The organism is Limnohabitans sp. (assembly GCF_023910625.1).
GTDB lineage: Bacteria > Pseudomonadota > Gammaproteobacteria > Burkholderiales > Burkholderiaceae_C > Limnohabitans_A.
The window spans coordinates 1,291,066-1,302,148 of the sequence record NZ_JAAVVW010000003.1; the positions used below are offsets into that span (position 1 = coordinate 1,291,066).

Here is an 11,083-nt window from a genome sequence, read left to right on the forward strand (position 1 = left end):
TCGCTCGGCGGGCGCCGGGCCGACTCGAAGGAGATGAACATGCATGACGCGATCGTGATCGGCTCGGGTATCGGCGGCATGACCGCCGCAGGTCTACTGGCGGGTGTGGCCGGGAAGAAGGTGCTGGTGCTGGAGAAGCACACGGAGCCCGGCGGCCTAACGCACGTGTTCAGGCGCGACGGTGCGTCCTGGGACGTGGGCTTGCATTACGTTGGGGAGGTGGAGCCGGGTTCCCAAGGGCGGGCGTTCTTCGATTACCTTTCCGGTGGCGAACTGCTGTGGACCCGCATGCCGGATCGCTTCGAGCGCTTCGTCTATCCCGGCATTGATATCTCGGTACCCTCGAATCCTGCGACTTATGAGCGCGTCCTGAGCGATAGGTTTCCGCAGGAAGCAGCAGCGATTCGTCGGTACTTCAAGGATGTTAAGCGAGCCAGACGCTGGGCGATCCTGGGCTTCATGCGCGGCATGGTGCCTCGGCCCGTGGAGCCTTTGCTTCGTTGGACACAGCGACTCACAGGCAGGCTCGCCAAGCGCACCACGGGTGCCGTGCTGGCCGCAAGATTCCGATCACCGGAACTGCGCGCCGTGCTGGCCAGCCAATGGGGCGACTATGGACTGCCGCCCTCACAAAGCGCGTTTGCCGTGCATGCCCAGATCGTCTCGCACTACCTGCAAGGCGCCTGGTACCCCGAGGGCGGTGCCGCGCGAATTGCGAGGACCTTCGAGAAAGGCATCGAGCGGGCCGGTGGATCGATCCTGGTAGCGCAGGAAGTGTTGGAGATCCTCACCGACGGCAGCAAGGCGATCGGTGTGCGGGTACTTGATCGGCGTGGCCCGCTGCCGGTGGAGCGCGTCTACAAGGCCCCGATCGTGATCTCTGGCGCTGGTGCGGCCATCACCTTCGAGCGGCTCTTGCCGACGGAGGGCGAGATCGGGACCAGGACAGCCGCCTTGCGCGGGGACATCCAGCAGCTAAGCGGCGGGCTCTCGGCGGTCACGCTGTACCTGCGACTCAAGGCCGATCCGCGGAGTATCGGCGTGCAGGGCGAAAACCACTGGATCAACACCACCTTCGAACACGACGACACCACAGCCCAATCCCGCAGCGTGCTGGAGGGCTCCCCGCGCAGCATCTATGTGTCGTTTCCGTCGATCAAGGCGAAGGACGAACAGTTCCACACGGCCGAGATCATTGCCTTCGTCGATGAGCGTGCCTTTGCCCAGTGGCGCGATCGGCCCAAGGGTAATCGGGGGGCTGACTACTCAGCGCTCAAGCAACGAATCGGGGACGGTCTGCTGAGACTAGCCGATGCCCACATTCCGGGGCTGGCCGCGCTGGTGTCGTACACAGAACTGGCCACACCGCTGACGGTGGAGCACTACACCTCGCATCCAGGCGGGCGCTTCTACGGTTTGGCGGCCAGCCCGCAGCGCTATCGCTCCACGCAATTGGGGCCCAGCACGCCCATCGAAGGCCTGTACCTGGCAGGGCAGGATGCCGGCTGCCTGGGCATCTTCGGCGCCATGATGGGCGGCGTTGGGGCGGCTTGCCAAGCGCTGGGGACCAAAGGATTTCCGATGATTCAGGCGGCCATCAAGTCCGGCCCTGTAAGCACCCCCAGTTCTTCGTTGCCGCCACAGAAAAAGCGCGCGGTGCTCACCGCCAAGCGTGCCCTGACGCCTTCCATTTGGCATCTGGAGTTCGAGGTGACGGGCCCGGTCGAAGGCTATGCCCCCGGCCAGTTCGCGAGACTGCATGTGGGGAGCGGCGAATGGCGCGACTACTCCATCGCGGGGCTCGAGGGACAGCGGGTGCGCTTTCTGATCAGCACGCGTACCGGCGGCCATGGCTCGCGGTTTGTTCAAGGTGCCTCTGTTGGCACCGCCACGGAAGTCGAGCTTCCGTTGGGGCAGTACACGCTTGAGCGATCGGGCAGACGGCGGGTGTTCATCGCCACTGGCACGGGACTGGCGCCGTTTCTACCAATGTTCGAGTCGCTCCAAGCGGCAGGTACGCTCGACGAAGCTGTTCTGCTGTTCGGCTACCGAACCCGGGAAGAGGACATCACCGCCGAGGGCACAGTGCTACCAGGCAGGGTGATCCGTTGCGTCAGTCAGGACGAAGCTCCTGCGGACGGATACCGTGGCCGGGTGACAGCGGCGCTGAAGAACTTGGATTTCGATCCCGAGACCACGGACTTCTACCTCTGTGGGTCATCGGGGATGGTGGCAGATGGCAGAGCTGTACTGGAGGCCCGTGGAGCGAGACATCTGCATGCGGAGAGCTTCTGACTGGCGCGCATACCCAGGCTGCCCAACTTGGCATGCACCCCGCCTCAGTCGGGGTTGATTGCATCCAGCGGCCCACCCTGCTGAGAAAAGCGCTCAAGCCGCCGGTATGAACCTGTATGAAATCACCACGTACAGACATCAAGGCACAAGCCCATCGCCCAACTAACTCTACTGCGACGCCGCGGTCTGAAAGCACCCGCGACGTGCTGGATGTCCTTGAGAACGGCATCGCCAAAACGGGAGCCAAGGAGACCGAGCCAGAGCCACTCCCCAGATTTGCAGAAGTGCCGGCTGAACCCCGCCGAGAACTACTGACCGAAAAAATGCTTGCCGATCGCTGGGTGTGCTCCGTCGCGCGGCTTCAGCGCTGGCGCACTGTCGGCGAAGGGCCGCCATATTTGAAGATCGTGGGGAAGGTGTTGTACCGGACCAAAGACATTGAGGCCTACGAGGAAGCCAGCTTGGTCCGGAAGGTGTTCTAGGCGTACCCCCTGGCAGGCCCCGAACGGATTGGAAATTGTTCGAACGACTTAGATTCAGTTCGAACTAATCTTGGCGGAGGAGGAGGGATTCGAACCCTCGGTAGTGTTGCCACTACGCCTGATTTCGAGTCAGGTACATTCGACCACTCTGCCACCCCTCCTGAGATTTGTCGAAGAAGTGATTCTAGCAGAGCCCTTCAGGGCTTTTTCGGCACCATGACCGCTGCATTGCGTGGTGCCATCGTCAAAGAAACGCTGCCGCCCATCATGCCGCCGTCCACCAACTCGAATGTCGCCGTGCGCTCTTGCCGGGTCATGACCAGGAAACTGTTTTTGCCACGCACCGCCGACACCACGGTCCAGCCCTGCGCTGGGTAAGTTTCTAGGAAAAATCGGTAGGCCGCATCCACATCACGCCCCACATCCAACATCACGCGGCCCACCCAATTGTCGCCAGCGCCAATGATCAAGGACTGATCCGCACGGATGACAGCACCTGGAGGCAAAGGCAATTGCCCGAGCAATTGCACCGGGTTTTGCAGCTTACCGTCAGGCCCCACGGCCACTGAAGTCGAGCTGCCCGTGTTGGCACAAGCTGCCAAGGCTGCAGTCACCAGAAGAGTCCACAAAACACGATGCATGCCATTCATCAACGCACTCCTGGTGAATTTAGAAAAATCAAACGCTCAGCCGCGCCAAGCCGCCCAAGTAAGGACGAAGCACCTCAGGCACCGTCACCGAGCCGTCGGCATTTTGGTAGTTCTCCAGCACCGCCACCAAGGCACGGCCCACGGCCAGGCCCGAACCGTTCAAAGTGTGGACCAGCTCGTTTTTGCCTTGCGCGTTTTTGAAGCGGGCTTGCAAGCGGCGGGCTTGGAAAGCCTCGCAGTTGGACACCGAGCTGATCTCACGGTAGGTGTTTTGCGCAGGCACCCAGACTTCCAGGTCATAGGTCTTGCTCGCGCCAAAACCCATGTCGCCGGTGCACAGACTCATCACGCGGTAGGGCAGGCCCAGCTTTTGCAAAATGGCTTCGGCGTGGCCTGTCATGGCTTCGAGCGCTTCGTAGCTTTGCTCAGGGTGCACGATCTGCACCATCTCGACTTTGTCGAACTGGTGTTGTCGGATCAGGCCGCGCACATCACGCCCGCCGCTGCCCGCCTCGGACCGGAAGCACGGGGTATGTGCCGTGAGCTTGATGGGCAAATCCGCCTCGGCCAACACTTCGTCGCGCACCACGTTGGTGAGCGTCACCTCCGACGTGGGGATCAGGTACAGCGCTTGGCTTTCTTCGCCCTCTTGGCCGCCTTTATTGGCAGCGAACAGATCGGCTTCGAACTTGGGCAGCTGGCCCGTGCCACGCAGCGTGTCGGCGTTCACGATGTAGGGCGTGTAGCACTCGGTGTACCCGTGCTCTGAGGTCTGCACGTCCAGCATGAACTGCGCCAGCGCCCGGTGCAAGCGGGCCACCGGGCCGCGCATGAAGGTGAAACGCGATCCGGTCAACTTGGTGCCGGTGGCAAAGTCCAGGCCGAGCTTTTCGCCGATGTCCACATGGTCCTTGAGCTCAAAGTCGAAACTGCGCACCGTGCCCCAGCGGCGCACTTCAACGTTGCCTTCTTCACCCTCACCTACCGGCACGCTTTCGTGCGGCAAATTGGGCACGGCCAGCAGCAGGTCTTGCAGTTCGGCCTGAAGCACCTCCAAGCGCTGGGCCGAAGCATCGAGCTCGTCTTTGATCGCGCCCACTTGCGCCATCACGGCATCGGCCTCGGCGTGTTGGCCTTTGCCCTTGAGCATGCCAATTTGCTTGGACAAGCTGTTGCGCTGGCTTTGCAGCTCTTCGGTGCGGGTTTGCAGCGTTTTGCGCTCGCCTTCCAAAGCGCGAAAAGCGTCCACGTCCAGAAAGAGCTGGGGATTTTTACGGGTCTGCAAACGCGCCACAACAGCGTCCAGATCTTTGCGGAGAAGAACAATATCAAGCATGGGGCGATTGTAGTGAGCCGGGTTCTGGGTTTTCTGCAGCGTCCAGCTTCAAGCCCTTGGGCAGCGGGAACTTGATGGTTTCCTGAATGCCGTCCAAGGTGCGCACCGACACTGCGCCCATGGCACGCAGGCGCTGAATGACATCTTGCACCAGCACATCCGGGGCCGACGCGCCGGCGGTCAAGCCCACTTTCAGCGTGCCTTCAAACCAAGCGGGGTCCAGGTCGGCCGCACTGTCCACCATGTAGGCGGGCGTGCCCAAACGGTCGGCCAGCTCGCGCAGGCGGTTGCTGTTGGAGCTGGTGGGGCTGCCCACCACGATCACCACGTCCACCATCGGGCTCATCAGCTTGACGGCGTCCTGCCGGTTCTGGGTGGCGTAGCAAATGTCTTGCTGCTTGGGCTCGCGCACTTGCGGAAAGCGCGCCCTGACGGCGGCCACAATCTCGGCCGCATCGTCCACGCTCAAGGTGGTTTGCGTCACCACCGCCAGCAACTCGGTCTGCGCAGGTTGCACATGCGCCACGTCTTGCACGTCCTCCACCAAGTGGATGCCGCTGTCGAGCTGGCCCATGGTGCCCTCCACCTCGGGGTGGCCCTTGTGGCCGATCATGATGAACTCATAACCCTCTTTGTGCAGCTTGGCCAGCTCCACATGCACCTTGCTCACCAAGGGGCAGGTGGCGTCAAAAATCCTGAATCCGCGCTCTACCGCTTCGTCTTGGATCGCCCGGCTCACCCCGTGGGCGCTGAAAATCAGCGTGGCCCCGGGCGGCACATCAGACAACTCTTCAATGAAGATCGCGCCCTTTTTTTTCAGATCGTCCACCACATAGGTGTTGTGCACGATCTCGTGGCGCACATAAATTGGCCGGCCGAATTTGTTGAGCGCGTGCTCCACGATGTCGATCGCACGGTCCACCCCGGCGCAAAAGCCACGCGGCTCGGCCAACAGCACTTCGGATGTCATCACAGCACTCCAATCAGTTCAATTTCAAAGGTCACAGGCTGACCGGCCAAGGGGTGGTTGAAGTCAAACTTCACCGCACCCTCCGTGTTCACTTCCAGCACCGTGCCCGCATACGAACCCAAGCCATCGGGCGTGGGGAATTGCACCACATCGCCTGCCACATATTTTTCAGTCGGATCACCCAATTCGTTCAGCAACTTGCGGGCCACCCATTGCTGCATGTCGGCAATGCGTTCGCCAAAAGCTTCGCCGGCCGGAATCTCCATCACCACTCGGGTGCCTTCGGCCAAGCCCAACAAGCGCTGCTCGAGGGCGGGCGACAAGGTGCCCGAGCCCAGCGACAGGGTGGCGGGCTTTTCATGGAAAGTGTTGATGATGTCGCCCTGCGGCCCGGCCAGGCGGTAGTGAAGCGTCAAAAAAGAGGCGGGTTCGACAATGGGCATAAGGGTTTTCTGGAATGCCACCAGGGCGGCGAAACAGGCATAAAGAAGGGGCTATTGTAAAAAGTCCGGCCAACCCGTCCCGTCAAAGGGGCAAGCTTGGCCGAATGCGGGACCTGGGAGGGGCCTCAACATGAGCATCAAAGACTTGCCAGCCGATGCGCGGCCGCGCGAAAAACTGCTCGCCCGTGGCCCGCAGGCCCTGAGCGATGTGGAGTTGCTGGCCATCTTGCTGCGCACCGGCATGGCGGGCAAAAACGTGTTCCAGCTGTCCGAAGAACTGCTGGGGCCGGACGGCATCGCGGGCTTGCTGCAGGCCACGGCGCAGTCACTCCAATTGGTCAAGGGTCTGGGTCCGGCCAAACAGGCCGAGCTGCTGGCCGTGTTCGAGCTGGCCCGCCGGGCCTTGAGCCAGCGCCTGAAAGAGCGCGAGGCATTCCAAACGCCCAACGCCGTCAAACAGTATTTGCAGCTGCAACTGGCCCATAAAAACCACGAAGTCTTTGCGGTGCTGTTTCTGGACAGCCAAAACCGCATGCTGGCCATGGAAGAGCTTTTTAGGGGCACGCTCAGCCAGACCAGCGTTTACCCGCGCGAAGTGGTCATGCGCGCCCTGCACCACCAGGCCGCCGCTGTGGTGCTGTCGCACAACCACCCCAGCGGCTCGGTCCAGCCCAGCCGGGCCGACGAGCACCTGACCCAGACCCTCAAAGCTTCACTCGCACTGGTGGATGTGCGCGTGCTCGACCACATCATCGTGGGGCAAGGACAGGCACTGTCGATGGCCGAATCAGGATTGATGTGAGGGTCGGTAAACTCATGGATTTACACCAACACCCTGCGGCCCATGTCCCACTACCACCTCTACGCCATCGGCAACGCCCTGGTCGACACCGAATACGAAGTCTCTGACGCCTTGCTGCACACCATGGGCGTGAGCAAACGCCACATGACCCTGATCGACACCCCCCAACGCGCCGAACTGCTCACCCATGTGCAAGGCCTGCACGCCCGGCGCACCGGTGGCGGCTCAGCGGGCAACACCGTGGTGGCACTGGCCCAATTGGGCGGCAAAGCGTTTTATTCGTGCCGTGTGGCCGACGATGAACTGGGCGCTTTTTACAGCCAAGACCTGCAAGCCAACGGCGTGGCCACCAACCTGACCCACACACAGGCGAAAGAAGGCCAAACCGGCAGCTGCATGGTGCTGGTCACCCCCGACGCCGAGCGCAGCATGTGCACTTTTTTAGGTGCCACCTCGCAGCTGGACGCCAGCTCTTTGCATCCGCAAGACATCGCCAAGTCCAAAATTTATTACATGGAAGGCTATCTGGCCGCATCGCCCAGTGGCCTCGAAGCCGCTGTTCAAGGTCGCCAGATTGCCATCGAGCACCAAGTGGCCACGGCCCTCACCCTCAGTGATGTCAGCATGATCAACTTCTGCCGCGCAGGCCTAGAAGCCATGATCGGCAACGGCCTGGTCTATTTGTTTGCCAACGAAGAAGAAGCGCAAACCTGGTGTGGCACCACCGAGCTGGACGCCATCATTGGCCAGCTTTCGGCTTTGGCCAAAACCGTGTGCCTGACGCGAGGCGCTAAAGGCTGCATCGTGATTCAAGGCAACCAGCGCATCGAAGTGCCCGCCGTGCCCGCCCAAGCGGTGGACACCAACGGCGCTGGCGACATGTTTGCCGGGGCCTTCTTGTACGGGATCACGCATGGCCAAACGCCATCCGAGGCAGCTGCGCTGGCCAACCGCACGGCCGCCGCCGTGGTCAGCCAACATGGCAACCGCTTGACGGCGGTTCAGATGCAGCAAATCCACGCCGACTTCCTGAAGGCCTGAGCATCACCAAATCCTCCTTCTGGTCTCCGGTGATCTCGATAAAGCATTCGTCATCAGCGCCAAGCGACTGGGCCGTCATTCGATGGTCGGCGAGCGCCATGCCATAGCTATCGCCCGAACGGTTGCGGCTTGGCTCTCACCGATCAGCCAGAAACTGGGTCCATCTGAGCTGCTTGAGGCCTCGTTGATCGGTCTTCAGGCGAACTTGTCGGCCTCGGCCAAGCCCACGGCTGCTGCGTCCTTGGCTGCCAGCAGCGGTTGTCCTGTCATCGGCCAAACAATGCCCACCAAGGGGTCGTCCCAGCGCAAACTGCGCTCGTGGGCGGGGTACCAGTAATCGGTGGTTTTGTACAAAAATTCAGCCGATTCACTGAGCACCACAAAGCCGTGCGCAAAACTCGGAGGCACCCACAACTGCTGGTGTTTTTGGGCATCCAGATACACCCCAACCCATTGGCCAAAAGTGGCCGAGCTTTGGCGCAGGTCCACCGCCCCATCGAACACCTGGCCTTGCACCACCCGCACCAGCTTGCCCTGCGGGCACTGGATCTGGTAATGCAAGCTGCGCAACACGCCTTGGGCCGACTTGCTGTGGTTGTCCTGCACAAAGGGCAAGTCAACGCCTGTTTTAACGGCAAAGTCGCGTTGATTGAAGGACTCAAAAAAGAACCCACACGCATCACCAAAGACCTGTGGCTCCAACAATAAAACTTCAGGAATGGCAGTGGGTGTGACTTAATAAGGCATAAATTGGTGTTCTGCAGGTCGGCCTAAAGGCTCAAAAAAGAGTTAAAAATCCGGAACTTGCCCGACAAGAGGCCCCTGTAAGCAACGCCCCTCAGTGCAATGCCGGCGAACTCACTTAAGCAAGCCGAGCAGGTATTGCCCATAGCCATTCTTGGTCAAAGGCGCAGCCAGTTTTTGCAGGGCAGCGGCGTCTATCCATTGTTGATGAAAAGCAATTTCTTCAGGGCAAGCCACCATCAAACCCTGGCGTTTTTGCAGGGTGGCGATGAAGCCCGCAGCCTCCAGCAAACTGTCGTGGGTGCCTGTGTCCAACCAGGCATAGCCGCGCCCCATGATCTCGACATTGAGCTGACCCAGTTCCAGGTAGCGTTTGTTAACGTCGGTGATCTCCAATTCGCCACGGGCTGAAGGCTGGATGTCGGCGGCGATGTCACACACTTGGCTGTCGTAAAAATACAGGCCTGTGACCGCGTAATTGCTCTTGGGGGCCTTGGGCTTTTCTTCGATCGACAAGGCGCGCGACTGGCCATCAAAATCAACTACGCCATAACGTTCGGGATCGTGCACATGGTAGGCAAATACGCTGGCTCCCTGGTCACGCACGTTGGCGCTGCCCAGCAGTTTGACCAAGTCATGACCATAAAAAATATTGTCGCCCAACACCAAAGCGCTTGGGTCATGGCCCACAAATTCCTTGCCGATGATGAAGGCTTGCGCCAGCCCATCAGGGCTGGCTTGTACCGCATATTGAATGTTCATGCCCCACTGGCTGCCGTCGCCCAGCAACTCTACAAAACGCGGCGTGTCTTGCGGCGTGCTGATCAGCAACACATCGCGAATGCCCGCCAACATCAAGGTGGTGAGCGGGTAATACACCATGGGCTTGTCGTACACCGGCATGAGCTGTTTGCTCACCGCCTGGGTCACGGGGTACAGGCGGGTGCCGGAGCCGCCTGCGAGGATGATGCCTTTGCGCTTGTTCATGGCTTATTTTAGGTGACCTCATCCGGCACCGAAAAATCATGCAGGCACAGACTGCTCTTATTCAAGATGCAAGACTATCGCACAGGCTCGAACGTCCGTGACGACTTGTGCTGGACCAGACCTAATCCGCCTGCGAAAATGCCTGAATGATGTCAAGCCCCAACGCCACATCCTCCTCGTCGACTTTCACCCCCCTGCAAAACGACAGCTTCTTGCGCGCCTGCCTGCGCCAAGCCACTGACCACACCCCCGTCTGGCTCATGCGCCAAGCCGGTCGCTATTTGCCCGAGTACTGCGCCACCCGCGCCAAAGCCGGCAGCTTCATGGGCCTGGCCACCAACGTGGACTTCGCCACCGAAGTGACCTTGCAGCCCCTGGACCGTTACCCGCTGGACGCGTCCATCCTGTTCAGCGACATCTTGACCGTGCCCGACGCCATGGGCCTGGGCTTGTCGTTTGCCCAGGGCGAAGGCCCCCGCTTTGCCAAAAACGTGCGCGACGAAGCCGCCGTGGCCGAGCTGGCCGTGCCCGACATGAACAAGCTGCGCTACGTCTTCGATGCCGTCACCAGCATCCGCAAAGCGCTGAACGGCCGCGTGCCCCTGATTGGCTTTTCCGGCAGCCCCTGGACGCTGGCGTGCTACATGGTCGAAGGCGCGGGCTCTGACGACTACCGTCACGTCAAAACCCTGATGTACAGCCGCCCGGATTTGATGCACCGCATTTTGGCCATCAACGCCGACGCCGTGGCCCTGTACCTGAACACCCAAATCGAAGCCGGTGCCCAAGCGGTCATGGTGTTTGACAGCTGGGGCGGCGTGCTGGCCGATGGGGCCTTTCAGCAGTTCAGCCTGGCCTACACGGCCCGCGTGCTGAGCCAGCTCAAAACCGAGCACAACGGCCAACGCATCCCCAGCATCGTCTTCACCAAGGGCGGCGGCCTGTGGCTGCCCGAGATGGCGGGTTTGAACTGCGATGTGCTGGGCCTGGACTGGACCATGAACCTGGGCCGCGCCCGCGCCCTGGTGGGTGGCCCTGTGGGTGGCCCCGGCAAAGCGCTGCAAGGCAACATCGACCCGAACATCCTCTTTGCACCGCCCGCGCAGATCGCCACCGAGGTGCACCGCGTGCTGGACAGCTTTGGCACGCCGCACACCGACCGCAGCACCACAGGCCCCACGCACATCTTCAACCTGGGCCACGGCATCAGCCAATTCACCCCGCCCGAGCATGTGACGGCGCTGGTCGAGGCGGTGCACAGCCATTCGAAGAAGTTACGGCACGGCTGAGCCACCTCTCATTGGACCCGCCAGGTCCGACCTATAGGGAATCA

11 protein-coding genes and 1 tRNA gene are annotated in these 11,083 nt (G+C 61.1%); 5 read left to right on the plus strand and 7 right to left on the minus strand.

Translation table 11 applies throughout. From position 1 onward, the window contains the following. Window positions 1-39 precede the first annotated feature (39 nt). Both HEQ17_RS09335 and HEQ17_RS09340 read left to right on the plus strand, forming a co-directional pair. A complete protein-coding gene (locus HEQ17_RS09335; RefSeq protein ID WP_296292491.1) occupies window positions 40-2,295 on the plus strand; it encodes an FAD-dependent oxidoreductase in 2,256 nt (751 codons plus the stop codon). Window positions 2,296-2,411: 116 nt separating this feature from the next. Continuing rightward, complete coding sequence (locus HEQ17_RS09340; protein ID WP_296292492.1) at window positions 2,412-2,777, plus strand: hypothetical protein; 366 nt, start codon at window positions 2,412-2,414, stop codon at window positions 2,775-2,777. Between the two features lie 71 nt (window positions 2,778-2,848). On the opposite strand, the gene HEQ17_RS09345 is transcribed toward HEQ17_RS09340, so the two are convergent. The 5 genes from HEQ17_RS09345 to HEQ17_RS09365 form a co-directional block, all read right to left on the minus strand. After that, window positions 2,849-2,938, minus strand: a tRNA-Ser gene (locus HEQ17_RS09345). A 36-nt stretch (window positions 2,939-2,974) separates the two neighbouring features. Further along, window positions 2,975-3,427, minus strand: coding sequence for a hypothetical protein (locus HEQ17_RS09350; protein ID WP_296292493.1), 453 nt, complete (start codon window positions 3,425-3,427; stop codon window positions 2,975-2,977). A gap of 28 nt (window positions 3,428-3,455) precedes the next feature. Continuing rightward, a complete protein-coding gene (serS, locus tag HEQ17_RS09355) occupies window positions 3,456-4,763 on the minus strand; it encodes a serine--tRNA ligase (protein ID WP_296292494.1) in 1,308 nt (435 codons plus the stop codon). Beyond that, entirely contained in the window at window positions 4,756-5,733 is a 978-nt protein-coding gene (ispH, locus tag HEQ17_RS09360; protein WP_296292495.1) for a 4-hydroxy-3-methylbut-2-enyl diphosphate reductase, read from the minus strand. Before ispH ends, serS begins: the two co-directional genes overlap by 8 nt. Beyond that, entirely contained in the window at window positions 5,733-6,176 is a 444-nt protein-coding gene (locus tag HEQ17_RS09365) for an FKBP-type peptidyl-prolyl cis-trans isomerase (protein WP_296292496.1), read from the minus strand. The genes ispH and HEQ17_RS09365 overlap by 1 nt, the downstream gene beginning before the upstream one ends. A gap of 130 nt (window positions 6,177-6,306) precedes the next feature. On the opposite strand from HEQ17_RS09365, the gene radC reads away from it, so the two are divergent. Next, window positions 6,307-6,978, plus strand: coding sequence for a DNA repair protein RadC (radC, locus tag HEQ17_RS09370; RefSeq protein WP_296292497.1), 672 nt, complete (start codon window positions 6,307-6,309; stop codon window positions 6,976-6,978). Window positions 6,979-7,020: 42 nt separating this feature from the next. Further along, the gene (locus HEQ17_RS09375; RefSeq protein WP_296292498.1) at window positions 7,021-8,019 is read left to right on the plus strand and encodes an adenosine kinase; all 999 of its coding nucleotides are present in this window, start codon (window positions 7,021-7,023) and stop codon (window positions 8,017-8,019) included. Between the two features lie 195 nt (window positions 8,020-8,214). Here HEQ17_RS09375 and rfbC read toward each other — a convergent pair whose 3' ends face one another. Next, window positions 8,215-8,739, minus strand: a complete 525-nt coding sequence (rfbC, locus tag HEQ17_RS09380; protein ID WP_296293713.1) for a dTDP-4-dehydrorhamnose 3,5-epimerase — start codon at window positions 8,737-8,739, stop codon at window positions 8,215-8,217. Between the two features lie 138 nt (window positions 8,740-8,877). After that, a complete protein-coding gene (gene rfbA / locus HEQ17_RS09385; protein ID WP_296292499.1) occupies window positions 8,878-9,750 on the minus strand; it encodes a glucose-1-phosphate thymidylyltransferase RfbA in 873 nt (290 codons plus the stop codon). A 146-nt stretch (window positions 9,751-9,896) separates the two neighbouring features. Here rfbA and hemE point away from each other — a divergent pair, with 146 nt between their 5' ends. Further along, window positions 9,897-11,039 carry a uroporphyrinogen decarboxylase gene (hemE, locus tag HEQ17_RS09390; protein ID WP_296292500.1) on the plus strand — a complete coding sequence of 381 codons (1,143 nt, stop codon included), beginning with the start codon at window positions 9,897-9,899 and terminating at the stop codon, window positions 11,037-11,039. Window positions 11,040-11,083 lie beyond the last annotated feature (44 nt).

Coding starts and splice junctions, on each gene's coding strand:
- HEQ17_RS09350 (WP_296292493.1), bottom strand. CDS start 3,427: ATGAATGGCATGCATCGTGTTTTGTGGACTCTTCTGGTGACTGCAGCC.
- HEQ17_RS09365 (WP_296292496.1), bottom strand. CDS start 6,176: ATGCCCATTGTCGAACCCGCCTCTTTTTTGACGCTTCACTACCGCCTG.
- radC (WP_296292497.1), top strand. CDS start 6,307: ATGAGCATCAAAGACTTGCCAGCCGATGCGCGGCCGCGCGAAAAACTG.
- HEQ17_RS09340 (WP_296292492.1), top strand. CDS start 2,412: ATGAAATCACCACGTACAGACATCAAGGCACAAGCCCATCGCCCAACT.
- HEQ17_RS09335 (WP_296292491.1), top strand. CDS start 40: ATGCATGACGCGATCGTGATCGGCTCGGGTATCGGCGGCATGACCGCC.
- hemE (WP_296292500.1), top strand. CDS start 9,897: ATGATGTCAAGCCCCAACGCCACATCCTCCTCGTCGACTTTCACCCCC.
- ispH (WP_296292495.1), bottom strand. CDS start 5,733: ATGACATCCGAAGTGCTGTTGGCCGAGCCGCGTGGCTTTTGCGCCGGG.
- HEQ17_RS09375 (WP_296292498.1), top strand. CDS start 7,021: ATGTCCCACTACCACCTCTACGCCATCGGCAACGCCCTGGTCGACACC.
- serS (WP_296292494.1), bottom strand. CDS start 4,763: ATGCTTGATATTGTTCTTCTCCGCAAAGATCTGGACGCTGTTGTGGCG.
- rfbA (WP_296292499.1), bottom strand. CDS start 9,750: ATGAACAAGCGCAAAGGCATCATCCTCGCAGGCGGCTCCGGCACCCGC.